At 67.5% G+C, this 25826-nt stretch carries 24 protein-coding genes; 12 read left to right on the forward strand and 12 right to left on the reverse strand.

Features of this window, described 5'->3' with window-relative positions:
- Positions 1-5 precede the first annotated feature (5 nt).
- Positions 6-914, reverse strand: coding sequence for a LysR family transcriptional regulator (locus V9L20_RS09290; protein WP_337296363.1), 909 nt, complete (start codon positions 912-914; stop codon positions 6-8).
- A gap of 118 nt (positions 915-1032) precedes the next feature.
- Here V9L20_RS09290 and V9L20_RS09295 point away from each other — a divergent pair, with 118 nt between their 5' ends.
- From V9L20_RS09295 to V9L20_RS09310, 4 genes are read left to right on the forward strand one after another with little or no spacing between them, the layout of a single operon-like run.
- Positions 1033-1488 (forward strand): DoxX family protein, encoded by a 456-nt coding sequence (locus tag V9L20_RS09295; RefSeq protein ID WP_258507397.1) that lies wholly within the window; start codon positions 1033-1035, stop codon positions 1486-1488.
- A 24-nt stretch (positions 1489-1512) separates the two neighbouring features.
- Positions 1513-2181: a (2Fe-2S)-binding protein gene (locus tag V9L20_RS09300; RefSeq protein ID WP_337296364.1), complete on the forward strand. Its 669-nt coding sequence runs from the start codon at positions 1513-1515 to the stop codon at positions 2179-2181.
- Positions 2174-3169, forward strand: a complete 996-nt coding sequence (locus V9L20_RS09305; protein WP_337296365.1) for an FAD binding domain-containing protein — start codon at positions 2174-2176, stop codon at positions 3167-3169. The genes V9L20_RS09300 and V9L20_RS09305 overlap by 8 nt, the downstream gene beginning before the upstream one ends.
- 2 nt (positions 3170-3171) lie before the next feature.
- On the forward strand, positions 3172-5436 hold the full coding sequence (locus V9L20_RS09310) for a xanthine dehydrogenase family protein molybdopterin-binding subunit (RefSeq protein WP_337296366.1): 2265 nt from the start codon (positions 3172-3174) through the stop codon (positions 5434-5436).
- Between the two features lie 9 nt (positions 5437-5445).
- Here V9L20_RS09310 and V9L20_RS09315 read toward each other — a convergent pair whose 3' ends face one another.
- The 4 genes from V9L20_RS09315 to V9L20_RS09330 form a co-directional block, all read right to left on the reverse strand.
- On the reverse strand, positions 5446-5808 hold the full coding sequence (locus tag V9L20_RS09315) for a hypothetical protein (protein ID WP_126746857.1): 363 nt from the start codon (positions 5806-5808) through the stop codon (positions 5446-5448).
- 156 nt (positions 5809-5964) lie between these two features.
- The gene (locus V9L20_RS09320) at positions 5965-7377 is read right to left on the reverse strand and encodes a GTPase/DUF3482 domain-containing protein (RefSeq protein ID WP_337296367.1); all 1413 of its coding nucleotides are present in this window, start codon (positions 7375-7377) and stop codon (positions 5965-5967) included.
- Entirely contained in the window at positions 7374-8774 is a 1401-nt protein-coding gene (locus tag V9L20_RS09325) for a DUF2868 domain-containing protein (RefSeq protein ID WP_337296368.1), read from the reverse strand. Before V9L20_RS09325 ends, V9L20_RS09320 begins: the two co-directional genes overlap by 4 nt.
- A 427-nt stretch (positions 8775-9201) precedes the next feature.
- Positions 9202-9822 (reverse strand): TetR/AcrR family transcriptional regulator, encoded by a 621-nt coding sequence (locus V9L20_RS09330; RefSeq protein ID WP_337296369.1) that lies wholly within the window; start codon positions 9820-9822, stop codon positions 9202-9204.
- A 73-nt stretch (positions 9823-9895) separates the two neighbouring features.
- On the opposite strand from V9L20_RS09330, the gene V9L20_RS09335 reads away from it, so the two are divergent.
- The gene (locus V9L20_RS09335; RefSeq protein ID WP_258507383.1) at positions 9896-10324 is read left to right on the forward strand and encodes a VOC family protein; all 429 of its coding nucleotides are present in this window, start codon (positions 9896-9898) and stop codon (positions 10322-10324) included.
- A gap of 6 nt (positions 10325-10330) precedes the next feature.
- Here the strand turns inward: V9L20_RS09335 and V9L20_RS09340 are convergent, their stop codons facing one another.
- The 3 genes from V9L20_RS09340 to V9L20_RS09350 all read right to left on the reverse strand — a co-directional run bounded on the left by V9L20_RS09340 (position 10331) and on the right by V9L20_RS09350 (position 14034).
- Positions 10331-12193, reverse strand: a complete 1863-nt coding sequence (locus tag V9L20_RS09340; protein ID WP_337296370.1) for an ABC transporter ATP-binding protein — start codon at positions 12191-12193, stop codon at positions 10331-10333.
- Positions 12194-12291: 98 nt separating this feature from the next.
- Positions 12292-12753: a hypothetical protein gene (locus tag V9L20_RS09345; protein ID WP_337296371.1), complete on the reverse strand. Its 462-nt coding sequence runs from the start codon at positions 12751-12753 to the stop codon at positions 12292-12294.
- Between the two features lie 123 nt (positions 12754-12876).
- Entirely contained in the window at positions 12877-14034 is a 1158-nt protein-coding gene (locus V9L20_RS09350; RefSeq protein WP_337296372.1) for a helix-turn-helix transcriptional regulator, read from the reverse strand.
- Positions 14035-14202: 168 nt separating this feature from the next.
- Here V9L20_RS09350 and V9L20_RS09355 point away from each other — a divergent pair, with 168 nt between their 5' ends.
- From V9L20_RS09355 to V9L20_RS09370, 4 genes are all read left to right on the forward strand, one after another.
- Entirely contained in the window at positions 14203-14988 is a 786-nt protein-coding gene (locus tag V9L20_RS09355; RefSeq protein WP_337296373.1) for a helix-turn-helix transcriptional regulator, read from the forward strand.
- Positions 14989-15046: 58 nt separating this feature from the next.
- Positions 15047-15877 carry a DODA-type extradiol aromatic ring-opening family dioxygenase gene (locus V9L20_RS09360; protein ID WP_337296374.1) on the forward strand — a complete coding sequence of 277 codons (831 nt, stop codon included), beginning with the start codon at positions 15047-15049 and terminating at the stop codon, positions 15875-15877.
- A gap of 28 nt (positions 15878-15905) precedes the next feature.
- Entirely contained in the window at positions 15906-16796 is an 891-nt protein-coding gene (locus V9L20_RS09365) for an alpha/beta fold hydrolase (RefSeq protein WP_337296375.1), read from the forward strand.
- 142 nt (positions 16797-16938) lie between these two features.
- The gene (locus V9L20_RS09370; protein WP_337296376.1) at positions 16939-17754 is read left to right on the forward strand and encodes a MipA/OmpV family protein; all 816 of its coding nucleotides are present in this window, start codon (positions 16939-16941) and stop codon (positions 17752-17754) included.
- Here the strand turns inward: V9L20_RS09370 and V9L20_RS09375 are convergent.
- The 4 genes from V9L20_RS09375 to V9L20_RS09390 all read right to left on the reverse strand — a co-directional run bounded on the left by V9L20_RS09375 (position 17742) and on the right by V9L20_RS09390 (position 21909).
- A complete protein-coding gene (locus V9L20_RS09375) occupies positions 17742-19151 on the reverse strand; it encodes a sensor histidine kinase (protein WP_337296377.1) in 1410 nt (469 codons plus the stop codon). The two genes, V9L20_RS09370 and V9L20_RS09375, sit on opposite strands and share 13 nt — an antisense overlap.
- Complete coding sequence (locus V9L20_RS09380; protein ID WP_337296378.1) at positions 19148-19813, reverse strand: response regulator transcription factor; 666 nt, start codon at positions 19811-19813, stop codon at positions 19148-19150. The genes V9L20_RS09375 and V9L20_RS09380 overlap by 4 nt, the downstream gene beginning before the upstream one ends.
- A gap of 81 nt (positions 19814-19894) precedes the next feature.
- Entirely contained in the window at positions 19895-20914 is a 1020-nt protein-coding gene (locus V9L20_RS09385; protein ID WP_337296379.1) for a Bug family tripartite tricarboxylate transporter substrate binding protein, read from the reverse strand.
- The gene (locus V9L20_RS09390; protein ID WP_337296380.1) at positions 20911-21909 is read right to left on the reverse strand and encodes a Bug family tripartite tricarboxylate transporter substrate binding protein; all 999 of its coding nucleotides are present in this window, start codon (positions 21907-21909) and stop codon (positions 20911-20913) included. Before V9L20_RS09390 ends, V9L20_RS09385 begins: the two co-directional genes overlap by 4 nt.
- Positions 21910-22076: 167 nt before the next feature.
- Here V9L20_RS09390 and V9L20_RS09395 point away from each other — a divergent pair, with 167 nt between their 5' ends.
- The 3 genes from V9L20_RS09395 to V9L20_RS09405 all read left to right on the forward strand — a co-directional run bounded on the left by V9L20_RS09395 (position 22077) and on the right by V9L20_RS09405 (position 25817).
- A complete protein-coding gene (locus V9L20_RS09395; protein WP_337296381.1) occupies positions 22077-23537 on the forward strand; it encodes an FAD-dependent oxidoreductase in 1461 nt (486 codons plus the stop codon).
- Positions 23538-23616: 79 nt separating this feature from the next.
- Positions 23617-24465, forward strand: coding sequence for an IclR family transcriptional regulator (locus V9L20_RS09400; protein ID WP_337296382.1), 849 nt, complete (start codon positions 23617-23619; stop codon positions 24463-24465).
- Positions 24466-24521: 56 nt separating this feature from the next.
- The gene (locus V9L20_RS09405; RefSeq protein WP_337296383.1) at positions 24522-25817 is read left to right on the forward strand and encodes an aconitase X catalytic domain-containing protein; all 1296 of its coding nucleotides are present in this window, start codon (positions 24522-24524) and stop codon (positions 25815-25817) included.
- The last annotated feature ends 9 nt before the right edge of the window (positions 25818-25826 follow it).

Raw genomic sequence — 25826 nt, forward strand, 5'->3', positions numbered from 1 at the left:
CGTGTTCACGCGGCCGTGCCGAAGCGCTCCGCATAGAGCTGCGCAATCCAGTCGATGAACACCCGCACGCGCGGCGACAGCTGCCGGTGGTGCGGATACAGCACCGAATAGACCATGGGCGGGCAGGGCGTGTGCGCCAATATCTCGACCAGCGAGCCCTCGTGCAACTGGCGCTCCACGCTGAAGCGCGGCACCTGGATGATCCCGCAGCCCTGCTCGGCGCAGATCTTGTAGAGATCGGCGTTGTTCACGCTGATCCAGTCCTTCAGCATGTACGTCTCGAGCGTGCCATCGACCAAGAACTCGTACGGAAACACCTCGGGCCTCGAAGCCGAAAAGAAATTGACGCCCAGGTGCCTCGCAAGCTCGGACGGCTGCGTGGGCGTGCCGTACTCGGCCAGGTAGCCCGGGCTTGCGCAGGTCACTTGCGGCAGCAGCGCCAGGCGGCGTGTGACAAGCGATGAATCCTTGGGCTCGCCCGCGCGCACCACGCAATCGACGCCTTCGCGCAGCAGGTCCACCAGTCGGTCGCCGCTGCCCATGACAAGCTCGATGTGCGGATAGCGCTCGTGAAATTCGCGAATGCGCGGCAGCACGATGGCCTGCGCCGGCGCGCCGTGGATGTCGATGCGCAAGCGCCCGCGCGGGTTGACCGCCAGCTCCGACAGCGAAGACTCCGCCTCCTCCAGTTCGCGCAGCAGATGGCGGCACCGCTCGTAGAAGGCCTGCCCGTCGACGGTGGTGCGCACTTGCCGCGTGGTGCGTTCCAAAAGGCGCACGTGCAGCCTGGCCTCCAGCTCCTTGATGGCATGCGTGGCCGTGGCACGCGGAATGTCGAGCGCAGCCGCGGCCTGGGTAAAGCTGCCCAGATCGACGATGCGGGTGAACAGCTGCATGGCGTCGAAGCGGTCCATGGGCTCCTCGGATTGTTGATTCTCATTGAATTGTATTGGCGAGATTTGCGTATTTATTCGCCCATGCAGAACAGAGAGACTTTCCGCTCACCCCTTCGACATTTCAAGGAGCGACCTCATGCAACTGATCTTTCCGCGGCTGCGCGGTGTTTATGACCGGCTCGAGCCGTTGAGCTATGCGCTGCTGCGCATCGCGTTCGGGCTGATGCTCATGACGCACGGCATTCCCAAGCTGCTTGGCCGCAGCCACGGCAGCATGGCCGACCCGATGGCCGGTTCGGTCAACCTGATTGCCAACGTGCTGCACCTGCCTTTCGCGCCGCTGATCGGTTGGTTCATCGCGCTGCTCGAAGGCGTGGGCGGGCTGATGCTGGCGCTGGGCTTCCTGACGCGCATCGTCGCGCCGATGGTGGTGGTGCAGATGCTGGTCATCTGCTACCTGCTGGCGCCAACGTTCCCCTGGATCGACCGGGGCTACGAATACCCGCTGATGCTGGTCTTCGCCGCGCTTTGCATCGCTGCGCGCGGCAGCGGGCCGGTCTCGATCGACGCGCGCCTCGGCCGCGAGTTCTGAAGACCGACAAAAAGGAGAAGCCCCATGAACCAACTCCAGCAGAACGCGGCAGGCCCGGTGCCTGCCTTCCATACCCTCAACCGCCGCACGTTCATGATGACCACCGCGGCCGGCGCGGGTGCCGCCGCTTCGGCCGCCACCGGCACGGCTGCGGAAACCGGCAGCGCGGTACCGCCCTCCGGCGCCGGCTCCCGGGAGACCCGCGTCACCATCAACGGCAAGCCCCACCAGCTGAAGCTGGAGCCGCGCGCCTCATTGCTCGACGTGCTGCGGGAGCAGCTCGGCCTTACCGGCGCCAAGAAAGGCTGCGACCACGGCCAGTGCGGCGCCTGCACGGTGCACGTGGACGGCCGCCGCGTCGCCTCGTGCCTGACGCTGGCCGTGAAGACCGACGGCTGCGCCGTCACCACCATCGAGGGCATTGAGTCGGCCGACGGCACGCTCCACCCGATGCAGCAGGCCTTTCTCGACCACGATGCGCTGCAGTGCGGCTACTGCACGCCCGGCCAGATCATGGCGGCCATTGCCTGCGTGCGCGAGGGCCACGCCGCCAGCGAAGCGCAGATCCGCGAATACATGAGCGGCAACATCTGCCGGTGCGGTGCCTATACCGGCATCGTCGAAGCGATCCGCGAGGCGGCGCCGCAAGTGCTTCGCATGGAAGGCCGCATGGAGGGCCGCCGCCATGCATGACTTCGCCTACCTTCGCCCGCGCAGCACCGGCGAGGCCGTGCAACTGCTGGCCCGGCACCAGCCCGGCGCGCGCTACTTCGCAGGCGGCACCACGCTGTTCGACCTGATGAAGCTCGGCGTGGAAGCGCCGGCCACCGTGGTCGACATCACCCGCATCGAAGGCCTGCGCGAAGTCGATACGTCGAGCCGCGGCGAACTGCGCATCGGCGCGCTCGCGGCCATGAGCGACGTGGCCGAGAACGCCACGGTGCAGCGCGAATTCCCCGCCTTGTCGGAATCGCTCTGGAAGGCCGCCTCGCAGCAGCTGCGCAACATGGCGACCGTGGGCGGCAACCTGCTGCAGCGCACGCGCTGTGCGTACTTTCGCGGCGGACCCGAATTCGCGTGCAACAAGCGCGTGCCCGGCAGCGGCTGCGCGGCGCTGGGCGGGCAGAACCGCGGCCATGCGGTGCTTGGCGCCAGCGAAGCCTGTGTGGCCGTGTATCCGGGCGACTGGGCGGTTGCGTTGGTGGCGTTCGATGCGCAGGTCGACACCGTGAGCCCGCGCGGCGAACGCACGGTGCCGGTGCGCGAACTGCATCGCGCGCCGGGCACCACCCCGCACCTGGAAACGGTGCTCGCGGCCGACGAACTGATCGTGCGCATTCGCATACCGCGCGGGCCCATCGGCCGCGGCTCCACGTATCACAAGATCCGCGACCGCGAGTCCTACGCCTTTGCGCTCGCATCGGCGGCGGTTGCACTGGAGATCAGGGGCAACCGTGTGGCCGACGCGCGCATTGCGCTCGGTGGCGTGGCCACGCATCCGTGGCGCGCCGCGCAGGCGGAGCGCAGCCTTGTGGGCCAGCCGTTCACACGGGCCGCCGCGCGGCGTGCCGCCGAGCTTGCCTTCGAGGGCGCCAAGCCGCTCGAGCACAACGCATTCAAGGTGGCGCTCGGCATCGAAACGGTGACCGACGCGCTGATGCTGGCCAGGGAAAGGAACTGAAGATGGCAACCAACCTCAAGACAGCGCCAAGGAACACGCCTCGGGCGGGGGCCGAGCGTGTCGACGCGCGCGACAAGGTGCGCGGCGCCACGCGCTATGCGGCGGACGATGCGCGCGCCGGGCTGCTGCACGCTGCGCTGGTGCCTTCGCGCATTGCGCGCGGCACCGTCACCGGCATCGACAGCGCCGCGGCGCAGCGCGTGCGCGGCGTTCGGCAGGTGTTCACGCATGAGAACGTCGGCGCTTTCGACACCGGAGGCTTCCTCATGGGCGGCGGCTTCGGTTTCCAGAGCTTCTATCCGCTGCGCTCGCCGCAGGTTGCCTACCGCGGGCAGACCGTTGCGATGGTGGTGGCCGACACGCTGGAAGCCGCGCGCGAGGCCGCGGCGCTGGTGCAGGTGACCTATTCAGCCGTTCCCTTCGTTGCCGGCATCGATGCGCCCGATGCCCAGCCGCAGGCGCAATCGGCATTGCTGCCGCAGCCGATGTTCGCAGACCGGCGCGCAGGCGATGCGGAGGCCGCGCTCCAGGGCGCTGCATTCACGGTGGACGCGTCTTACGAATTGCCGACCCAGCACCAGAACCCGATGGAGATCATCGCGACCGTGGCCGAGTGGAGCGCAGACAGCGTGCTGACCGTTCGCGAGCCCACCCAGAACGCCGAGGGCGTGCGCCACGGCCTCGCCAAGCAGCTCGGCATCGAGCCCGACAAGGTGCGCGTACTGTCGCCCACCGTGGGCGGCGGCTTCGGCCAGAAGAACTCGCTGCAGTCGCACACCGCACTGGTCGCGATGGCGGCGCGCGCACTGGGCCAGCCTGTCAAGCTGGTGCTGTCGCGCAGCCAGCTGTTCCACAACGCGAGCTTCAGGCCCGCGAGCCGCCACCATGTGCGCTTGGGCGCGGACCGCAACGGCAAGCTGACCGCGGCCATTCACGAGATCGACCAGCAGACCTCGCGGCACGACCTGTTTCCGTCGAGCGGCACCGAAATCACATCGCGGCTCTACGGCATCAGCAACTTCCTGGGCCGCGAACGGCTCGTGCGCACCGATGTGCAAACGCCCGGCTACATGCGCGCGCCGTTCGAGCATCCGGCCGCCTTTGCATTCGAAAGCGCGGTGGACGAAATGGCCTACGCGCTGGGCCGCGACCCCGTCGCGTTCCGCCTTGCGAACGACACGGCCGTCGACCCGATCAGCGGCAAGCCTTTTTCGTCGCGCCACCTGGCCGAATGTCTCGTCAAGGGAAGCACTGCCTTCGGCTGGGCGCGCCGCACGATGGCGCCGCGCTCGATGCGTGCGCCCGATGGCAGTCTTGTGGGATGGGGCGTGGCGGTCGGTGCCTACAAGGCGGCCATTGCGCCGGCCATTGCCAAGGTGCGTCTCAGCGCCAACGGCACGGTGAGGGTCGCAGTCGGCGGCCACGAGATGGGGCAGGGCATTCGCACCGCCATTGCATTGACGGTGGCGCGCACGCTCGGCGCGCCGGTGGCCGCGGTGGAAATCGTGCTCGGCGATACCACCGCCGCGCCCCAGCACCTGACCGCGGGCTCCTGGGGTACGGCCACCGCGTTGCCGCCGGTGCAGGAAGCCGCCCAGCGGCTCATGGAAGACCTGCGGCAGCACGCGGGCGCGGCCGCTGCGCCCGATACGCCCGCTGCGCCTGGTAGTGCCAACGGCGCCACCGCAGTGGCGATGCTGCGCGCCTCGGGCCGCCCCTTCGCCGAGGCCGAAAGCAGGATGCGTGCGCCGGGCCAGCCCGAGCAGGTCTTCGGCCGGCTCACCGGCGGCCTGCCCGCTGCGGCGGGACCGGTGTATCCGGACTTCGTCGCCTTCAGTTTCATTGCGCATTTCGTCGAAGTGCGCATCGAACCCACCACGCGCCGCATTCGCGTACCGCGCGTGCTCAGCGTGGCCGACTGCGGCACCGTGGCCAGCCTGCGCACCGCGCGCAGCCAGGTCGAGGGCGGCGTGGTGTGGGGCATAGGCGCCGCATTGCGCGAGGCGAGCGAGCTCGATCCGCGCTACGGCGGATTTCTCAACGCCGACCTTGCGGAATATGTGCTGCCTGTTGCGGCGGACATCGGCCGCATCGATGTCGACTTTGTCGGCAAGCCCGACACGCGGCTCAACGCCATGGGCGTAAAGGGCCTGGGCGAAGTGGCCATGGTGGGCGTGGCGCCAGCCATCGTGAATGCGGTGTTCCACGCCACCGGCAAGCGCCTGCGCCGGCTGCCGCTGCGGCTGGAAGACCTGCTGGAGAGCTGAGCCCGGGCGCTACTTGCCCGTGGTGCCGAACGAATTGACATGCACCTCGACGATGTCCACGAACTCCGGCAACTCCAACAGGAACTCGGGGTCGCGTGCCAGCGGAGCCACGCGCAGCGGATCGCCGCGCTGTGCGTGCATGGCGTGCATGTGTTCGATCGATTGCCAGTAAGACACGGTCCGGAATTCGGCGGTGTCGCCGTTCAATTTACGAAAGTACTGCACGCCCAGGCATTCAGGTTTTTTCGCGATCTCCTGGATGCCGTGCTCGAAGCTGTAGCGCAGGTATTCGTCGGCCCGCGCAATGGGCGTGCGGCCTTGCCACACGCGTCCGATCAAAGGGGTGGCGAGCAGTTTGCATTCGACGGACATGGGTGCTCCTTTTTCTTGAGGGCGACAAAACAAACGGCACCCTGTGTGCCGTCGATGTCGTGAAAAAGACTGGCGCTCGTGCCAGTGCCGGTGCGTAGGAATCCGTCGCCTCCCTCTGCAAGTGAAGGCAAGTGAAGGCAAGTGAAGGCTGGGCGCTCAGTTTTCGAAAGCGCCCTGAAGCGTGCGCGCCAGCTCGGCCGCGAGTGCCTCGCGCTGCGGCGCGGGGCGCCAGAAGCCGCGCGTTGCCACGCCCTTCGATTCCCACTCCGGATGGTTGCGCGCCGGCCGTGCGGCGCGAACGGCAGCCGCGGTGGCGCGCGTGGGCGCGTCCTGCGTTGCGCTGGTTTCCGCCGCAATGCGCCCGGTGGCCGCGTGCCCGCGCTGCTCCAGCGCCCGCGTGAGCTTCAGCTGCCATGCCACCACCGCGAACAGCACGCCGTCTTCGATGGTGAGCTCGTGCACGTCGCGCAGCTTGTTCACCAGCTTGCGACCGAACGGGCCCCAGCCTTGCGAAACGGCGCCGCCGATGACACCGCCCACCGCGGCACCCGCGCCGAGCGAAATGCCGGCGACGGCAAGGTCCGCCACCACGCCCACAGCGGCGCCGATGACCGCACCCTTGCCAAGCCGCAGGCCCGCGTCCTTCATGGCTTCGGGGCTGAAGAAGTCCAGCGTCCAGCGGCCTTCGACGAGCGGCAACGGCGCTTCGCCGGCATCGTCCTGGCGAAAACCGTAGAGCGCGAGCAGGTCGTCGGTGCAGCGCTGCGCCTTGTCGAAAACGTCTTTCTGCAATGCGGCGACGAGCGCCTTCCGGCGCGCGGTGTCCGCGAACTCTTCGGCCGGCACGGTGCGGCGCAAGGCCGCGGCGTCGACCAGCAGTTCGGCGATGCGCGCGCAGGCCGTGCGCCGCCGCTCGGCGGCTTCGGCGGCCAGCGAATCCACCACGCTGTGCAGCAGCTCGCGCCGGTCGCGCAGCAGTGTCGAAAGATCGGTGTAGAGCTCGCGCTCGGCGCCGACGAAGGGCGCGGCGGCGTCGAAGCGCACCTGCACGTGGAGGCCATAGGCCGAGAGCAGCTCTTTCCAGGCGGGCTCACGGCTTGCCGCATCACGCACGAAGTTGAGCACCGGCAGCACGGGCCGAGCGCAGGAGTTGAGCAGTTCGATCTCGTCCCGAAACTTGGGCAGCACCGGCTCCCGCACGTCGATGACGAGAAAGGCCGCATCGATGCCGAGCATGGTGCGCAGCACCTTGGCCTCCTGCTCGAACACGCCGTGCGCCTCGGGGCCCTGCAGAAAATTGCGAATGCGCTCGGGCGGCGTGGCCTGCGGGTCGAGCCCGGCCAGGTGCTCGCGAAGGGCCACCGCATCTTCGAGCCCCGGCGTGTCGAAGAAGCGCACGGCAGCCTGGCCGTTCACTTCGAGGTCGGCCGATTCCACGTGGCGCGTGGTGCCAGGGCGCTGCGACACCTCGCCGAAGTTCGCGCGCCGCGTGAGCGTGCGCAGCAGCGAGGTCTTGCCGGCGTTGGTGTGGCCGACGACGGCAATGAGGATGGCTTGCTGCTGCGTCATGGTGTCGTGCCGAGTTGCTGCAAGGCGTCTTCGAGCCGGTGCGTGGCCGCGACGCGTTGCAGGCCGGTGCCCTGCAGCCAGTCCATCCAGCGTTGAGCCAAGCCGGCGTCAGCCGCGTCTTCCGCCGCATGAGCCGGCCACAGACGGCATTCCCCGCAATGGGCCAGCACATCGCGCAGAAAGCGCTCGGTGCCGCGGTCGGGGCTCGATGCGGCATGGCACACCAGCAGCACCGCACGCGGGCGTGCCAGCGCCAGCTGGTCGAGCAATGCGCGGCGGGCCGGGGCGCTGCCGTCGATGCGCTGCACCTGCGCGGCGGGCAACCCCGCGGGCGGCCATGTCAGGTCGGCAGGCAGCTCGAAACCGATGACGAAGAGCGTGTCCTGCAGTTCCGAAGGCGCGAGGCCGGCAGGTGGTGTGCCGGGCGCGCGGCCGGGGTCGGCATCCACGATGGCTGGCGGTGCAAGTGCGGCGAACCTGGCGATGAGCTTGCGGTAATACGGTTCGCTCCAGTCCGGCTGCAGTGCGGCCTTGCGCCTGTGCCACACCGCTGCGCTCAGCAATACCAGCGCAACGCGCGGCAGCAGCCCGTACATGGCAATGCAGCCCGTGAGCCACATCGCCCATGTGCGCTGGCCTGCGGCACCGGGGGTGGTCGAGAGAATGGTCGCGGCATCGGGAACCGGAAAGCCGAGTTGCGCCGGCGCCCAGCCCAGCGCGTGGACCGCGCGCACAAAAAAGGCGGGATCGAGAATCGTCGTTTCCCAACTCAGCGTGTAGCTGCGGAATGCAAGCGCGAACAGCAGCGCGGCCAGCACCACCGCAAAAGAGAGGGCCCAAATGCCGTGGCTCACGAGCCCGAACGCCCAGGGCAGCAGCCGGGCCCGGCTCAAGAGGCCGGTGGCCGCCCGCAGCAGCACCGGTGCCTGGCCCCGCTTGCCGCCGGCCACGCGTGCGGTGACCGAAAGCCATATCCATCCGAGCGAGCTTGTATTGAACGAGCCGAAGGGCAGCCACAGGCCGGCCAGCCACAGCAGCAGCGTGAGCAGGTGAATGCCCAGCAGGCTCACGAGCGCGACGATCACGTTGATGTGCCGTTCGCTGCCGCCGACCACGTTGCCCGCCAGGCTCAGGCCGGCAACGACGATCAGCGCCACCAGGCCAAGCAGCACCCACGGCCCCCATTGCCGGATGCGTGACAGTTCGGATTGAAAGCCGATGCGCTCGCCGAGCTGGAGCGCGCGCGACGTGATGCGCGCATGCGCGTCAGCTGAGCGGGAGGCGGCGGTGCGCATGGCTTGCGCATCGTCGAGTGGACCTTTCTCTTCGGTCCATCGGATCGCCTCGGTGATGACCGCGTCCGGAAAAGCAGATTCGCGCAACGCGGTGTTGGTCAACAGGGTCCCTTCGCAAGTGGCGTTCCGCGATGGCGGAAGGCGCGCAAATTATGCCCGGCGCGCCGCGAAGGACTCTATGCGAACGACTGGAAGAGGGACCGCAAGCGATCCCTTTCGTGGAACACCGCGGAACCGGTTTTGCCGGGCCGCAGGTGTTGCCCCCGGCGAGGGGAAGGGAGAAGCGACGCGAAGCGCGCGAAGCCTGGGGGAGGGGCTGGTTCTAGCGAAGGCCGAAGAACGAAAGCACGGCCACTACAACCACGACCAGACCGACGATGTAGATGATTGAATTCACGCGAGGACTCCTCGTTGTTGACGACAGCTTCAGCATCGCGCCAGAGGGGGCTGGTTACTGTCGGCGAGGGGCGGCCTGTGCTGTAGGACTCGCCAAGACCCGGGCGAGCGCATGCGCCCCGCCAGCGCAGCCTCAGGCCGCGGGCTTGCGGCGCGGCTCGGGGCCCAGCGCCTGCTCGAGCAGCCAGCGCATTGCCGAATGGATTTCTTGCGCGTCGGCGCCTGCATCCATCTCGAGTGCGGCCCGGTCGAAGGCTGAGGAGAGCAGCCGGGAGAGGGCGTCGAGCGAGACTTCTCCCTTGCCCAGGCCGGCTTTTTCCAGCCCCTGGCGCAGCGAGCCGGCCGAGGTCGCTTCGTCGATGGCCGTGAGTTCTTCCAGGCCCAGCACGGCAGGGCCTTCGATGAGCAGCAGCCGTGTGCGGCCCGGCACGCTCATCGCACTCAGGTAGGCCTTGCTTCCCTCCAGCAGGGCTTCGCGCGGCGTCAGCTGCCGTGGCGTGGCCGCCTCGATGTCGGCCGCCACCGTTTCGGCTTCGCGCACCAGCACCTGCCTGAACAGGTCGCGCTTGTCCGCGAAGTGGTGGTACAGCGCGCCACGGGTGATACCGGCGGCAACAGCAATCTCGGGCGTCGAGGTGTCCCCGTAGCCCTTGCTGACGAACAGTGCGCGTGCGGCGTCGATCAGCGCAAGGCGCGTGGCTTCCGTGCGTTCCCGGTTGGTTCTGGATTGAGAGTCGGCAATGGATTTAGGCATTTACATACAGACTGTCTGTAGATTAATATCCAACTTACATACAGGCTGTATGTTAATTGAAAGGACCGATGCCATGAAAGTGACAAGCTACTACCCGGTGATCATGACCAACGACGTGGCCGGGACGGCCGGCTTCTACCAGGCGCATTTCGGCTTCACGCCGCTGTTCACGAGCGAGTGGTACGTGCACCTGCAGCTGGCAGGACATCCATCGGTGAACCTTGCCGTGCTCGACGGCCGGCACGAAACCATTCCCGCACCCGCGCGCGGCCAAGTGGCGGGCGGGCTGCTGCTCAACTTCGAGGTGGACGACCCCGATGCCGTTCACGACCGGCTCGCCGCGGCCGGCCTGCCGATTCTTCTGCCGCTGCGCGACGAGGACTTCGGCCAGCGCCACTTCATTACCAGCGACCCGAACGGCGTGCTGATCGACATCGTCAAGCCGATTCCGCCGAGCGCCGAGTTCGCGGCGCAATACGAGGCCGGCGCCTTGCCCACCTGAAGCCGGCTACGCCCGCAGCGCTTCGCCTTCGTCTTCTTCGAGCGAATCGCCCAGGAAGCCGCCACTCTGGTGCGCCCACAGCCGCGCGTACAGCCCGCCTTGCGCCATGAGCGAGCGGTGGTCGCCTTCTTCCACCACGCGGCCTTCGTCGAGCACGATGAGCCGGTCCATCGCCGCAATGGTCGAGAGGCGGTGCGCAATGGCAATCACGGTCTTGCCTTCCATCAGCCGGTACAGGCTTTGCTGGATGGCGGTTTCCACCTCGGAGTCGAGCGCGCTGGTGGCCTCGTCGAGGAGCAGGATCGGCGCGTCTTTCAGCATCACCCGCGCAATGGCCACGCGCTGGCGCTGCCCGCCCGACAGCTTCACGCCGCGTTCGCCCACGTGCGCCTCGTAGCCGCGCCGGCCGGTGGCGTCGCCCAGCGTCTGGATGAATTCGTGCGCTTCGGCACGCTTGGCGGCGGCTTCGATCTGCTCCTGCGTGGCGTCGGGCCGGCCGTAGGCAATGTTGTCGGCGACCGAACGGTGCATGAGCGACGTGTCCTGCGTGACCATGCCGATGTGGCTGCGCAGCGAATCCTGCGTCACGTGGGCAATGTCCTGCCCGTCGATCAGGATGCGGCCGCTTTCCAGGTCATGAAAGCGCAGCAGCAGGTTGACCAGCGTCGACTTGCCCGCGCCCGAGCGGCCGACCAGGCCGATCTTTTCGCCCGGCTTCACAACCAGGTTCAGGTCGTCGATGACGCGGCGGCCCGCATCGGCATAGCGGAAGCTCGCATGCTCGAAGCGCACCTCGCCGCGCGGCACATGGAGCACGCCGGCATCGGGTGCGTCCAGCACGATGCGTGGGCGCGACAGCGTCTTCATGCCGTCTTGCACGGTGCCGATGTTCTCGAACAGGCTGGTCATCTCCCACATGATCCAGTGCGACATGCCTTGCAGGCGCAGTGCCATGGCGGTGGCCGCGGCCACGGCACCCACGCCCACGGTGCCGTTCGACCACAGCCACAGCGCCGTGCCGGCCATGCCGGCGGTCAGGCCCATGCTGAGCGTGTGGTTGACGATTTCGAAGGCGCTCACCAGCCGCATCTGCCCATAGCCCGTGTACATGAACTCGCGCATGGCTTCGCGCGCAAAGCCGGCCTCGCGCTGCGTGTGCGAGAACAGCTTGACGGTGGCGATGTTGGTGTAGGCGTCGGTCACGCGGCCGGTCATCAGCGCCCGCGCATCGGCCTGCGCCTTGCCCACCTTGCCCAGGCGCGGCACAAAGTACATCAGCGACACCGCATACAGAACCAGCCAGACGATGAACGGCAGCACCAGCTGCACGTCGAGCACGCTCACCAGCACGATGATGGTCACCACGTACACGCCCATGGCCACCACCACGTCGGCCAGCACAAAGAGGGTGTCGCGCACCGCGAGAGCGGTCTGCATCACCTTGGCCGTGATGCGGCCCGCAAATTCGTCCTGGTAGAAGGCCATGCTCTGGCCCAGCATCAGCCGGTGAAAGTTCCAGCGCAGGCGCATCGGCAGGTTCACCGCCAGCGTCTGGTGCTTGACGATGGTTTGCAGCGCGACCACGCCGATGCTGATGACCAGCAGCGCGGCCAGCCACATCAGCGTGTCGCCGCGGTCTGCCCACAGCCGCGAAGGCACCTGGCCGCCGAGCCAGTCGACCACGCGCCCGAGCACGGCGAACAGCAGCGCCTCGAAGGTGGAAATGGCCGCGGTAAGCACCGCCATGGCGGCCATCTTGAGACGCAGGCCCTGCGTGCAGGCCCACAAGAAGGCGAAGAAGCCCGTGGGGGGAAGCGCCGGTTCGGCAGCGGGATAGGGGTGGAGGAGTTTTTCGAAAAAACGGAACAAGGCGTGCAGTCTCCAGGGAGAAGCTGCGACTTTATCCCGGGCGGCGTGTCCTTGCCCCGAAAGGGTGCGTTACGGCGTTGCGCTCTGCAGTGCCAGTGTCATTCGCCCAGAACACAGAACCAATGCCAGCGCACCACCCGGTGCCCGCAGTAGCGGCCGACGACGCGCGCCGCCAGTTCCTGGTTGGCATACATGTCCGCACGCCTGTCGACCCAAAGCATGGCCTCGTAGAGGTCGTCCGAGTCGCCGGTCGAGTCGAACTTGTCCAGCAGGGCATTGGAGAGTGCCCAGTTCGAAAATTCGTCGCCGCTCGCCGCCTGGTTGCGCAGCAGGTCGAGTCTGGACTGCGCCGCGGCACTGAACGGGGCTGCCGCGGCTGCAGGTGCCGGTTCGGTCGGTGGCGTGACGCCGACGGCCGGGCTGTTCATCGCAAAGGTCAGGAGAGCGCCGGAGACCACCGCCCCTGTAGCGAAGGACCCGATGAGCTGCGACCGCTTCGAGAGCCGAAGCATGATTGCGCCTTTTGCTGCGGACAGGCGTCGAACGGTGCGGTCGAACATGGCAAACCCTCTTGTTGTAGATATTGGTGCGCGAGCGTAGGCGTCCATCGCAGCCGCCGCGTCATCGGAAGCGATGACACGGCGGCATACATCGTTCGCGTCAGGCCGTTCGTCCGAGGCCGCTCAATCCGCCAGGCGCGTCTGGTGCCGCGTCGGAGGTGTCGAGTGGTGCAGCAGGCGCAGCAGGTCCCCTTGCCTGGACGTGCCGGTCTTGGAATAGATCCTCTGCAGGTGGGTGCGAATGGTCGGTTCGCCCACGCCCAGCATGCCGGCGGCCTCGGTGCCGCCGAGGCCTTGCGACAGCGCCATGAGCACGCGCAGTTCGCCGCCGGTGAGCCCGTGCAGCCGTCCGAATGCCTCCCCTGGCATCAGCGGCGGCTGCACGGGGTCTTGCATGAACACGGCCACACTCGCCGCGAAGGGTGCGAGGACGCCGGCGCGCCGGCCATCGGCAATGGGCAGCAAGGTGGCGACGTAGCCCCCGCCGGTTCCATCGGGAATTCCGATCGCATGATCCATGGCGTGCATGTCGGCACCCTCGCGGGCTGAATCCTGGATCGCCTGTGTCAGCGCGGCACGAGCCGCCGGATACACCGGGGACAACCGGTTGTCGACCAGTCGCATTGCCGTGCCCGACCTGACCTGTCGCTCCGCGGCGGTGTTCATGTACACAACGTGGCCGTCGCGTGCCGCCAGGAACACGCCGGCCGCCAGTCCGTCGAGGGTCTTTTTCAGCACCTCGGAATTCATCACCTGGATGTCCAGCGCATCGGAAATCGCCAGGGCACGGCAGACATGCGGCGCAAGGAGCTTGAACAGGGCAAGGTCGCTCTGCTGGTAGTGCAGCGACTTGTCGCTGCGCGACGCGTGCAGGGACGCCATGCGGCCGCCGGTGCGCAGCGCCGGAAACCACATGATGTCGAGCACGCCGTGCGGCTGCAGCACCTCGCGGTAGAAGCAGCTGTCATGCAGATGGAAACGCTCCATCGACAGCGCGCTCACTTCCCCCAGGTTCGAGAGGACGTCCGCCGCGGCCATCGGGCTCTCGGCGTACCGGGCGCCGAGCTTCTGCAGAAATTCCGGCTCATAGCCGAAGACGTACAACTGGTCGTTCTGTGTCTGCTTCAGGTCGTGCATGCAAATGCCGCCCGCGGCGCTGTCACAACGCTGCGCGATCATTTCGCATGTGGCAGCCCACCGCTGCGGATCGAGGGAGCAGTCGTAGATCGCACCGATCAGCTCCGACAGCTCGGCGGCGGGAATCTGTTCCGGGGCCGTCATCGCACAGGGTACCTACACCACGCCCGCACCAGGGGCACAAGGTCCGTCAAATGCCATACGATGCGGGGCCGATTCATCGACGAATCGTAGGCAGGCGGGCTGCGTCGCGTAATAACCTAAACAGGTGATCAATTGAACGCAGGAGTTGAGCCCGCCGCACAGCCTTCGATGCCCGATTGCACCGAGCAGATCTACGCGCTGTGGGACAAGCTCGCGAACTACCCCATCGGCGATGGCGATGAAGCGCTGGAGCACCTGCTCGGCAGCCTGTGTTCGATCTTCGGCGCGCACAACGCGCTCTGGTCAGTGGTCGTGCGGCTGCCAAGCCCCGCGGTGGGCGATGCGCTGAACGGCTGGCGTCCGCTGTACGTCCGGCTCCTGCGGCCCTTGCCGACGATGGCCGCTTCGGTCCAGGAGCAGTTCGACACCTTGTGGTCGCCGTCTATCGACCTCTCTCAGATCCTTGCGGTGGCCGGCGAGGAACCGTTCCGCACACAGTTGCTGTTTGAAGCGCTGCCTCCCGAGTGGTTCGACGGACCCCACTACCAGCGCCACTACCTGGACGTCGGGCACGCGGACAGCATGTCGATGCGCTGCGCGATCAATGCCGATGTGCGGGTGCATCTTTTCATTTTCCGAAGCACGGAAAGTCCGCGGTTCTCATCGGCGGACAAGAATCCTTTCGGCCTGGCGCTTCGCGGGCTGCGCTGGTTCTATCGCCAGCAATTGCTCAGCCATGGGCTCCTCATCGCGAACGCGCCGCTCACCGCGACCGAGCGCAGGGTCTTGCTGGGATTGCTCGAGGGAAGGGCGGAGAAAGTGATCGCAGCCATCCTGAGCCAAAGCCCGAATACGACGCACATCCACGTGAAGTCGATCTATGCGAAGTTCGGCGTCCATAACCGTGCGGCGCTGACCTCCCTCTGGCTCGGGCGCCTGCCCGAAGCCCGCTGATCCACATAGATCGATAGCTGCAGCTAAAGTCGATGCAACGCTTTCAAGGAGCATCGGCTTGACCCACGACGACAACACCGCCCCCCTGCCCACGTACTTCATCTCGCATGGCGGCGGCCCCTGGCCCTGGATGAAGAAAGAAATGGGCGGCGTCTACGACCAGCTGGCCGCCTCGCTGGCCGACATGCCGCGCCAGATCGGCCGCACGCCCGGCGCCATCCTCATGGTGTCGGCCCATTGGGAGGCACCGGTCTTCACCGTGCAGGGCAACCCGCGCCCGCCGATGATCTACGACTACGGCGGCTTTCCCGCGCACACGTATGAAGTGCGCTACGACGCGCCCGGCTCGCCCCAGCTCGCTCAGCGCGTGCAGTCGCTCCTGACTGCGGCCGGGCTGCCAGCGGCCATCGACCCCGAGCGCGGCTTCGACCACGGCATGTTCTCGCCCATGGCGGCCATGTACCCCGACGCCAGCGTGCCGGTGGTGCAGCTGTCGCTCAAGCGCGGGCTCGACCCGGCGGAGCACCTGGCGCTCGGCCGCGCGCTTGGGCCGTTGCGGGATGAAAACGTGCTCATCGTCGGCAGCGGCCTCAGCTATCACAACCTGCGCAACTTCGGCCCGCAGGCGCACGGCGTTTCGAAGGCGTTTGGCGACTGGCTCGACGACACCGCTGTGCAGGCGGCGCCGCAGGAGCGCGTGCAGCGGCTGCAAGAGTGGGCTTCGGCCCCGTCGGCCCGCATGGCGCATCCGCGCGAGGAACACCTGATTCCGCTCATGGTGGCGGTCGGCGCGGCCGAGCAGGAAGCGGGCGAACGCATCTATCACGAAGACGCCTTCATGGGCGGGCTCGTGGTGTCGAGCTACCGTTTTGGCGCGGCCGCCAGCTAGAAGAACCGCCAGTTGGCAGAATCGGGCGATGCCTTTCATCCCCGATTCGAATTCCGCTCCAGGCTCGAGCAGCGAAGCCCGCCTGCTCATCGAACGCATCGCCGCCACCGGCACGCGCCATGACGTGGTGCACGGCGGCATCCGCGTCTGCTGGCGCCGCTTCGGCGCTGAAGAAGAAAGCCCCAATCCGCCGCTGGTGCTGCTGCACGGCGGCCACGGCAGCTGGATGCACTGGCTGCGCAATGTCGAAGCACTTTCGGCCGGCCGCACGCTGTGGTTGCCCGACCTGCCCGGCTTCAACGATTCGGATGCGCCGCCTCATGCAGCGCCCGGCGAAGACCCGCTCGGGCCCTTGCTCGATGCGCTGGGTGGATCGCTCGACCAGCTGATCGGCGCCGGCACGCCGATCGACCTGGGCGGTTTCTCCTTCGGCGGGCTCACCGCAGCGCGGTTTGCCGTGCGTCGCGGTGCCATCCGGCGCCTGGCACTGGTGGGCAGCGGAGGCCACGGCACCATGCGGCGCATGGCGGCGCAGATGATCAACTGGCGTGCCGCACCGAATCGTGAGGAAGAACGCGCCGCGCTGCTGCACAACCTGGCCGCGCTCATGCTGCACGACAAGGCCGCCATCAATGCGCTGGCTTTCGAGATTCACGACATCTCCTGCCACGGCACGCGTTTTCGCAGCAAGGAGGTATCGCAGGCGGGAGGGCTGCAGGCCGCGCTCGACACCATCGGCGGGCCGCAACTGCTGCTGTGGGGCGAGTACGACGTCACCGCCGATCCGCGACCGCTGGTGGCGCAACTCACGGCCGGGCAGCCGCAGCGCGAAGGCGTGGTGATCGACGGGGCAGGGCACTGGGCGCAGTACGAGCGCGCCGATGAGTTCAACCGGCTGCTGCTGCGCTTTCTGGGCTGAGCGCTCGCAGCCTCGCACCTGCTTCGTCCGCATTCATCGAATCTTAAAAAGTCTAAAGAGTTATTAAAGCCTCAGGGTCAGCATCCGGCGGCGAGGTGGCTGTGCCGCTTCGAACCTTCGACTTTTCACCCTGAGGATCCTGATGAAGAAGCAAACCCGCCTTGCCGCCCGAGGCCCCCGTTTTCATGGCCGCCTGGCCTTCACGGCAGTTGCCGTTGGCGTGGTCTCCGCCACCTGCATGCCGCCCGCATGGGCACAGTCCGACGAAGAGAAATTCCAGGCCGGGGGCTCCCAGTGGGGCCTTGGCATTGCAGCGGGGATGGACCGCAAGCCCTACCGAGAATTCGACGACAAAGGGGTCGTCATTCCAATGGTCACCTACGAGAACCGGTGGGTCAGCGTTGCGGGCCCGAGCCTCGACCTGAAGCTCCCTTCCGCCGGTCCGGTGTCCTTCCGGTTGCGCGCGCGATACACGTCCGACGGCTACGAGGCCGAAGACTCTCCCTACCTGACCGGCATGGACGAGCGCAAGGCCAGCATCTGGCTCGGCGGTGCGGCAATCTGGCGCAACGAGTTCGCCAACCTGTCGGCCGAGCTGCTGGCCGACGCTTCCGGGCACAGCAAGGGAACACGGGTCAAGCTGCAGGTCGATCGTCGCTTCACTTCGGGTGCCTTCAGCTTCACGCCGCGGGTCGCGGTGCAGTGGGCCGATCGCAAGTATGTGGAATACTACTACGGCGTGCGCGCAGCGGAATCGCGCGCGGACCGCGCCCAGTACGACGGCGAATCCGCCGCGAACGTCGAGTTGGGCCTGCGCGTGGACTACGCCGTCGCGCCCAAGCAGACAATCTTCCTGGACGTCAGCGGCACCAGCCTCGGCAGCGGCATCAAGAACAGCCCGCTGGTCGGCCGGTCGAGCCAGACCGGCGTGCGGGTCGGCTACCTCTACAGGTTCTGAGGCACAAAAGCCTCGGCGGAGTCCGTCGGCGGAAACACCACGCGAATGCCGAGGCCCTGGCCGTCGAGCCCGGCGCCGGTCTCGATGGTTGCGCGGTGCACCTCGGCGATGCCCGCCACCAGCGACAACCCGATGCCGCTGCCGCGCGAAGGTGCCCCGGCCACGCGGTGAAAGCGCTTGAAGATGGCTGCGCGCTCCGACGCGGGCACGCCGGGTCCGTCGTCGGCCACTTCGAGGTAGACACACCGCTGCTGCGGCGGCGCCGTGCCCGGTTCCTGGCCGCAGCTCACGCGCACGCGCCCGCCCTTGGGCGTGTAGCGCAGCGCGTTGTCCACCAGGTTGCGCAGCAGGATGCCGATCTCGTCGATGTCGCAGCGGATGGTGCACGGCTGCGCATCGAGCAGGATGGTGCGCGCGTGCTGGAGCGCATGCACGTCGAACTCGTTCGCCACGTGCATCACCAGCGCGCCCAGGTCGGCCGGCGCATGCTGCGGCGCGTTGGCGCCCGCATTGAGGCGCGCCAGATCGAGCAGCTGCTCCGACAGGCGCGTGCTGCGCTCGGCCACGGCGAGCAGCTTGGCGAGTGCGATGTCCTTCTCTGCTGCAGTGGGCGCGCGCAGCGCGATCTGGGCCTGCGCCTGCAGCGCCGAGAGCGGCGTGCGCAGCTCGTGCGCCGCGTCGCCGATGAAGCGGCGCTCGCCCTCGACCGCCTCGTCAAGCTGCCGCAGTGCATGGTTGAAGGAGGCCACAAGCGGATGCAGTTCGCGCGGCAGCGGCGCCGGAGACAGCGGCGTGAGGTCGAAGCTGCGCCGCTGGCGCATCTGCTCGCCCAGTGCCAGCACCGGCTTGAGCGAACGGCGTACCACAAACCACATCAGCGCCCCCACGAGCAACAGCAACAGCGTGTTGATGACCAGCGCGGTCATCGCATCCCCGCGCAGCTCGGCGTCGACCACGCTGTGCAGATTGCCCACCTGCACATGCACGCGGCCGGTCTTGTCCGAGACGGAGTAGACGCGCCATCGCGCGCCCCCGATCACGCTGGTGGCCGCGCCTCCGGCGAAGCCTGGCCGCAGCGGGGTGTCGGGCGCGCCGGGCGAGCGCACGAGCAGGCGGTCGTCGTCGAGCCAGATCTGGAACGCGAGCGCCTCGCTCTCGGGCAGCGCTTCATCGCGCAGCTGCAGGCCGTTGGCGCGCGGCCGCAGCCCCTTGAGCTTGTCTTCGCTGGGAATGGTCAGCAGGATGCGCGTGGCGATGGTCTGGAGCTTGTCGTCCCAGATGCTGTTCCTGTTGTGCGTGAGATAGACGAACAGCACCGCGAGCGCCACCGCCCAGCACAGCGCGATGGTCGCGGCGATCACCATGATCATCCGCGCCTGCAGCGAGTTCAGCCTCATGGACGCGGCTGGCCCACCACGTAGCCGTGCCCGTGCACGGTCCGGACCAGGTCGTCGCCGAGCTTGCGGCGCAGCTGGTGAATAAACACCGCGATGGTGTTGCTCTCGACCGCGCTCGCGTTGCCGTAGACGGCGTCCTGCAGATGGTCGCGCGTGACCACGTGGCCGGGCCGCTCGAGCAGCGCCAGCAGCGTGCGGTATTCGTGCGCGCTCAGCGTCACCTCGACGCCGGCCTTCGACACCACGCGGCGGCTGCGGTCGACTTCGATGTCGCCGTGCGAGAACACCGGGATCACGCGGCCCTGGCTGCGCCGGATGACCGAGCGCACGCGCGCCCAGAGCTCGTCGAACTGGAAGGGCTTGACGATGTAGTCGTCGGCGCCCGCGTCGAGCCCGTGGATGCGCTCGCTGAGCTGGCCGCGCGCGGTCAGCATCAGCACGGGCGTCGGGTCGTAGCGGCCGCGCATCGCGCGCAACACCGAGAGCCCCGACTCGCCCGGCAGCCCGATGTCGAGCAGCACGGCGGCATAGGCGTGGTCGATCAGCGCGAGCCGGGCCGCGGGCGCATCGCAGACATGGTCAATGGTCCAGCCGCCCTGGCGCGCGCCGTCGCACACCGCCTCTCCCAGCATGGCATCGTCTTCGACCAGGAGCAGGTGCATTGGGGGCGTGGGTATGGCGCGTGAAAAGCAGTGCGGATGATGCCCCAGAGTTTTTAATATCTTTTTAAGCTGGAGCTTTTGCTATTGCTTCACCAGCCCCAGCTTGCGGATCATGTCGCCCCACTGGTCGTAGGTGGTACGCGTGAGCTCGGCCAACTGCGCGGGGCTCGAAGACTCTGCTTCATAAGCACCCTGGCGAAAGAAGTCGCGCGTGGCGGGCATCGCCAGCACCTGCGCGAGCGCGCCGTTGAGCCTGGCGACCACGGGCGCCGGCATGCGCGCGGGCCCGAAGAAGCCGAGCCAGCTCGGCATGTCGACGCCGGCAACGCCTTGTTCTGTCATGGTGGGCACGTCGGGCAACATCGCGCTGCGCTTCGGCGCCGCCACCGCCAGCATGCGGACCTTGCCGGTGGCGGTGTTCTGGATGGCGTTGGGCGCCGCATCGAAGTAGTACTGCACGCGGCCTGCAAGAAAGTCTTTCGCGGCATCGGCGCCGCCCTTGTAGGGCACATGCACCACGTCCAGGCCCGCCTGCTGCGCGAAGGCCTCGCCGTAGATGTGCGACGAGGTGCCGGTGCCGAAGGACGCGTAGCTCATCTTGCCGGGGTTGGCCTTGATGTAGGCCACGAGCTCCTGCACCGTGCGCGCCGGCACGCTCGCATGCACCGTGAGCACCAGCGGCCCGCGTGCGCCGAGCGAGATGGGTGTGAGGTCCTTGAACGGGTCGTAGCGCACCTGTGCCAGCGTCTGCGGGTTTTGCGCCACCACGGAAGAGGGCGCGTACATCATCGTGTAGCCGTCGGGCGCGGCGCGAATCACTTCTTCCGTTGCGAGGATGAAGCTCGCGCCCGGCCGGTTCTCGACGATGACCGGCGTCTGCAGCACCTCGCCGAGCTTGTTGGCGACGAAGCGCGCCTGCGCATCGGAGGCGCCGCCCGCCGCAAGGCCGAGCACGATGCGGATGCTGCGTCCCTTTTCCGGAAAAGCCGTGGGCTCGGCCGCGAGCGCGCCCGGCGGCAATGCGGTTGCGCCATATGCGATCCCGAGCCCGAGCCAGGCGGCAACGCGGCGTCGCCCGATGGAGGAGGGCAATCGGTTCATTGCTTCGCCAACCCGACCTGCTGGACCATGGTGCCCCAGCGCTCGTAGCTCGAACGCGTGATGCCGGCGAACTCTTCCGGCGTGGACGCGCCGGCTTCGTAGCCGCCCGAGCGATAGAAGTCGCGCACCTGCGGCATCGCCAGCACCTGCGTGAGCGCGGCGTTGAGCCTGGCAACCACCGGCGCGGGCATGTGCGCCGGCCCGTAGAAGCCGAGCCAGCTCGGCAGATCGAGCCCCGTCACGCCTTGCTCGGCGAAGGTGGGCACGTCGGGCAGCGCGGCAATGCGCGCGTTCGCGGCAATGGCCAGGATCTTCACCTTGCCGGTGCCCGAGGTGATGAGGGCCGACGAGGCCGAATCGAACATGTACTGCACGCGGCCGCCGATCAGGTCTTTCGCCGCGTCCGAGCCGCCCTTGTAGGGAATGTGCACCGCGTCGATGCCGGCCTTCTTCACGAAAGCTTCGCCGTAGATGTGCGATGAAGTGCCTGCGCCGAAGGAGGCGTAGCTCACCTTGCCGGGGTTGGCCTTCACGTAGGCGATGAGCTCCTTCACGTTGCTGGCCGGCACGGTGGTGCTCACCGAGAGCACCAGCGGACCGCGCCCGCCCATCGAAATGGCGGTGAAGTCCTTGAACGGGTCGTAGGGCACCTGCGAGAAGGTGTGCGGGTTCTGCGCCATGGTCGAAGAGGGCGCGTAGAGCAGCGTGTAGCCGTCGGGCAGCGCGCGCGCCACCTCGCTTGCGGCGAGCATGGTGCTGGCACCGGGCTTGTTGTCGACGATCACGCCGGTGCCCAGCACCTCGCCGAGCTTCTGCGCCACGATGCGCGCCTGCGCATCGGTGCCGCCGCCGGCGGTAAAGCCCACCACGATGCGTATCGGCTTGCCGCCGCGCGCCGGAAAGTCTTGCGCCAGGGCCAAGGGCGCCAGGCCCAGCAAGGCCGCCGCGCCGAGCGCAGCGCCGAACGCACGGCGGGTGCCGCGAGGTTTCTTCATCGATGTCTCCGTTTATGAATGTTCTTCTTATATTGATTTAGAAAACCAGAAAAATCCACATACTTTAGGGAATACCCCGAAGAAGGGTCATTTTTTACCTTTTGTGTTTGACAAAATGAACATTGAAATCAAAATACGACGAAACAGCCTATCCAAGACACCTATCCATGAAAACTGTCGTCCGCACCGACGAGCGCATCCTCAGCTCCGACATCTTCGACCGCGACAGCCGCGTCAAGCGCCCTGACCACGGCACCTGGGCCGAGCCCGGCAAGAACATTCCGGTCTACCACCGCTGCGGCGTGCTGGTGGTGGGCGGCGGCCCTTCGGGCACCGCGGCCGCCGCGGCTGCCGCCCGTGCCGGTGCCGACGTGGCGCTGCTCGAGCGCTACAACCACCTGGGCGGCCTTTCCACCGGCGGCCTCGTGATCTGGATCGACCGCATGACCGACTGGGAAGGCAAGCTGGTGATCCGCGGCTTTGCAGAAGAACTGTTCGACCGCCTGCCGGCCGACGCCATTGCCGGACCGGCGCGCGAAGACTGGGGCTCGCAAGACGCGGCCAAGGCCGCGCACTGGTCGCAGCGCACGGCCGCTTATCACGGCGTGGTCACCTGGTCGCCCACCATCGACCCCGAGCGGCTCAAGCTGCTCTCGCAAGAGATCGTGCTGGAGCGCAAGGTCAAGCTCATCTACCACTCGTGGGCGGCCATTCCCATCGTGCAGGACGGCGCCGTGAAGGGCGTGGTCTTCGAGAGCAAGGAAGGCCGCATGGCGATCATGGCCGACGTGGTGGTCGACGCCACGGGCGACGGCGACCTGTTCGCGCGTGCCGGTGCCGCCTACGTGAACGACATCGAGGAAGCCGACGTGCACCACTGCATGAACACCTCGTGGCTCTTCGGCGGCGTGGACATGAACCGCTGGATCGAATTCAAGGCCGGCCAGCCCGAGGCGTTCACCGCCTTCATGGCACGCGGGCGCGAAGTGTGCGGCCTGTTCGAGCGGCCGTTCGTTTCATGGCGCAACGACGTGGCGCTGTTCATGGGGCCGCGGCAGTCGGGCTATTCGGCGCTGGACGTGGACGACCTCACGGCCGTGGAGGTGCGCTCGCACCGCGCGATGGCCGCGCACCTGGACTATTTCAAGGCGCATGCGCCGGGCTTCGAAGATGCGTACCTCATGCTCAGCGCGCCGCAGATCGGTGTGCGCCATGCGCGGCGCCTCTCCGGTGTGGGCGCCGTGCTGCGCAGCCAATGGCCCGACGGCGTGGCGCTGGCCGACGAAGTGGGCGTGACGCCCGCGGTGTCGCCCAAGTTTCCGAACATCTCCATTCCCTACGGCGCGCTGGTGCCGCAGCAGCTCGATGGCCTCCTGGCCTGCGGGCGCCATATTTCATGCGACCGCAACTCGCACGGCTTCATGCGCGAGATTCCGCAGTGCTGGATCACCGGGCAGGCGGCCGGCGTGGCGGCGGCGCTGGCCTCGCAGGGCGGCATCGAGCCGCGCCTTGTCGACGTGGGCGCGCTGCAGTCGGCGCTGCTCGCGCAGGGCGTGTACCTGCGCGCCGGTGCCGGGCAGGGCGCGCATGCGCCGGCGGCAGCGGCTGCGGCCGAAGCCGGCGTCTGAATGACTTGCCATGAGCCCGGCCGACCTCGCCCGCGAGCCTCTACATTGCAGAGTCTTGAGTCTTGCAACGGGTTCTTCCATGTCCACTGAAAAAAACGACACCTCTTTTTCCGCATCGGAAGCCGCCGATGCGCGCGGCGACCGCTCCGACACCGTGAGCGCGCTGGAGCGCGGCATCTCGGTGCTGCGCTGCTTCAGCGAAGAGCGCCCCGTGCTGGGCCATGCCGACATCGCGCGAATGACCGGCATTCCGCGCCCCACGGTCAACCGGCTCGTCGCCACGCTGCTCTCCATGGGCATGCTCAAGAGCGCGCAGGTGGCCGACCGCTTCATGCTCGGGCCCGGCGTGGTGTCGCTTTCGCGCGTGTTCCTGGGCAGCCTCGACGTGCGCGCCGCCGCGCGGCCCAGCATGCAGGCGATGGCGGAGGAGGTGGGCGCCTCGGTCTACCTGGCCATACGCGACGGCATGGAGATGGTGCTGATCGAGGCCTGCCGGCCGCGCTCGTCGATGCTCTCGGCGCGGCTCGATGTGGGCTCGCGCGCGCCGCTGGCCAATTCGGCCCTGGGCCGCGCGTACCTTTCGGCGCTGCCCGAGGCGCAGCGCAACCAACTCATCGATTCGATGCGCCTCTTGCGCGGCCCAGAGTGGGACAGCATCGCGCCCGGCATGACCCGCGCCATCGGCGAAGCGCGGCGGCTGGGTTACTGCCTCTCGCTCGGCGAATTCCACCGCGAGATCAATTCGGTGTCGGTGCCCCTCATCGGGCCCGACGGCGAAGTGATGTCGCTCAACGGCGGCGGCGCGGCTTTCGTGTTCACCGAAGAGCGCCTGCGCAACGAACTGGCACCGCGCCTGCACGACATCGCCCTGACCATTGCGCGCGACATCGGCGGGCATGTGCCCACGCCTACGCCTTCACCGGGTTAGCAGGCCCGGCGCGGGCCGACCCCACGACTGCAAACACAAGAACGGAGACACAGGTCATGCACCTGAGCGATGAAGAAAAAGCCATGATGGACGGCCGTGACGGACCGGCCGTGCAGAAGGCGATGGACCTCTTGATGCGCTATGGCGAGGCGCTGGGCGCCGAGCGGCTGGTGGAAACGCGCAACGTCTGCGCCACCATCACCTCGACCACGCCGTTCCAGCGCGACTTTGCGCTGGCCAAGGGCGGCGGCATGGATGCGGTGTTCTCCGAGTTCAGCCTCGACAGCCAGGAGACCGTCGAGATTCCGAAGTTCAAGGTGTTCACCAGCCACCTGCAACTGGGCTTCGACCCCGGCCAGCCCGAGCGCATGGGCGTGAGCGAGGAGATCGTTCAGTTCTACAACAAGAGCGAGCGCCATGCGGCGGGCCTCGGCGCGCAGATCATGAACACCTGCACGCCCTACCAGGTCGGCAACATCCCCACGCGCGGCGAGCATTGCGCGTGGATGGAATCGTCGGCCGTGGTGTATTGCAACTCGGTGCTCGGTGCGCGCACCAATACCGAAGGGCGCGAGAGCACCGGCGCGGCCATGCTCACCGGCCGCATTCCCTACTGGGGCTATCACCTCGACGAGAACCGCCGCGCCACGCATGTGGTCGAGCTCGAGGTCCAGGTTGAATCAGTGCAGGACTGGGGCCTGCTCGGCTACTACATCGGCGAGCACGTGCAGGAGCGCGTGCCGGTGGTGCACAGCAAGCGTGGCATCGCCCGCGTGCCCAACCTGCCGCGGCTCAAGCACTTCGGCGCGGCGGCTTCGTCTTCAGGCGGCGTGGAGATGTACCACATTGCCGGCGTCACGCCCGAGGCGCTCACACTGGAGCAGGCGCTCGGCGGCCGTGCACCGGTGGAGGTGCTGCGCTACGGCGAGGCCGAGCGCCGCGCCACCTACGAGAAGATCAACGCGACCGGCAAGGAAGCCGAGGTGCAGTACGTGATGCTCGGCTGCCCGCACTACACCATCGAGCAGATCTGGGAGGCCGCGCAGCTCATCGAAGGGCGCAAGGTGCATCCGGATTGCGAGCTGTGGATCTTTACGCCACGCGCCATCAAGTCGCTGGCCGACCGCAACGGCTACACCAGGATCATCGAGGACGCGGGCGGCATCCTCATGACCGACAGCTGCTCCGCCATGAGCCGCGCCGTGCCCAAGGGCACGAGAACCGTGGCGCTCGATTCGGCCAAGCAGGCGCACTACCTGCCCGCCATTCTTGGCGTGCAGGCGTGGTTCGGCAGCACGGCGGAATGCATCGATGCGGCGTGCACCGGGCGGTGGAATGGAGGCATGCAATGAAGCTCGCTC

The organism is Variovorax sp. CCNWLW225 (genome assembly GCF_037204045.1).
GTDB lineage: Bacteria > Pseudomonadota > Gammaproteobacteria > Burkholderiales > Burkholderiaceae_C > Variovorax.

Excerpts from the sequence above, each read along its gene's own strand:
- V9L20_RS09290 (WP_337296363.1), bottom strand. The coding sequence starts at position 914 with ATGGACCGCTTCGACGCCATGCAGCTGTTCACCCGCATCGTCGATCTG.
- V9L20_RS09295 (WP_258507397.1), top strand. The coding sequence starts at position 1,033 with ATGCAACTGATCTTTCCGCGGCTGCGCGGTGTTTATGACCGGCTCGAG.
- V9L20_RS09300 (WP_337296364.1), top strand. The coding sequence starts at position 1,513 with ATGAACCAACTCCAGCAGAACGCGGCAGGCCCGGTGCCTGCCTTCCAT.
- V9L20_RS09305 (WP_337296365.1), top strand. The coding sequence starts at position 2,174 with ATGCATGACTTCGCCTACCTTCGCCCGCGCAGCACCGGCGAGGCCGTG.
- V9L20_RS09310 (WP_337296366.1), top strand. The coding sequence starts at position 3,172 with ATGGCAACCAACCTCAAGACAGCGCCAAGGAACACGCCTCGGGCGGGG.
- V9L20_RS09315 (WP_126746857.1), bottom strand. The coding sequence starts at position 5,808 with ATGTCCGTCGAATGCAAACTGCTCGCCACCCCTTTGATCGGACGCGTG.
- V9L20_RS09320 (WP_337296367.1), bottom strand. The coding sequence starts at position 7,377 with ATGACGCAGCAGCAAGCCATCCTCATTGCCGTCGTCGGCCACACCAAC.
- V9L20_RS09330 (WP_337296369.1), bottom strand. The coding sequence starts at position 9,822 with ATGCCTAAATCCATTGCCGACTCTCAATCCAGAACCAACCGGGAACGC.
- V9L20_RS09335 (WP_258507383.1), top strand. The coding sequence starts at position 9,896 with ATGAAAGTGACAAGCTACTACCCGGTGATCATGACCAACGACGTGGCC.
- V9L20_RS09345 (WP_337296371.1), bottom strand. The coding sequence starts at position 12,753 with ATGTTCGACCGCACCGTTCGACGCCTGTCCGCAGCAAAAGGCGCAATC.
- V9L20_RS09350 (WP_337296372.1), bottom strand. The coding sequence starts at position 14,034 with ATGACGGCCCCGGAACAGATTCCCGCCGCCGAGCTGTCGGAGCTGATC.
- V9L20_RS09355 (WP_337296373.1), top strand. The coding sequence starts at position 14,203 with ATGCCCGATTGCACCGAGCAGATCTACGCGCTGTGGGACAAGCTCGCG.
- V9L20_RS09365 (WP_337296375.1), top strand. The coding sequence starts at position 15,906 with ATGCCTTTCATCCCCGATTCGAATTCCGCTCCAGGCTCGAGCAGCGAA.
- V9L20_RS09370 (WP_337296376.1), top strand. The coding sequence starts at position 16,939 with ATGAAGAAGCAAACCCGCCTTGCCGCCCGAGGCCCCCGTTTTCATGGC.
- V9L20_RS09375 (WP_337296377.1), bottom strand. The coding sequence starts at position 19,151 with ATGAGGCTGAACTCGCTGCAGGCGCGGATGATCATGGTGATCGCCGCG.
- V9L20_RS09380 (WP_337296378.1), bottom strand. The coding sequence starts at position 19,813 with ATGCACCTGCTCCTGGTCGAAGACGATGCCATGCTGGGAGAGGCGGTG.
- V9L20_RS09385 (WP_337296379.1), bottom strand. The coding sequence starts at position 20,914 with ATGAACCGATTGCCCTCCTCCATCGGGCGACGCCGCGTTGCCGCCTGG.
- V9L20_RS09390 (WP_337296380.1), bottom strand. The coding sequence starts at position 21,909 with ATGAAGAAACCTCGCGGCACCCGCCGTGCGTTCGGCGCTGCGCTCGGC.
- V9L20_RS09395 (WP_337296381.1), top strand. The coding sequence starts at position 22,077 with ATGAAAACTGTCGTCCGCACCGACGAGCGCATCCTCAGCTCCGACATC.
- V9L20_RS09400 (WP_337296382.1), top strand. The coding sequence starts at position 23,617 with ATGTCCACTGAAAAAAACGACACCTCTTTTTCCGCATCGGAAGCCGCC.
- V9L20_RS09405 (WP_337296383.1), top strand. The coding sequence starts at position 24,522 with ATGCACCTGAGCGATGAAGAAAAAGCCATGATGGACGGCCGTGACGGA.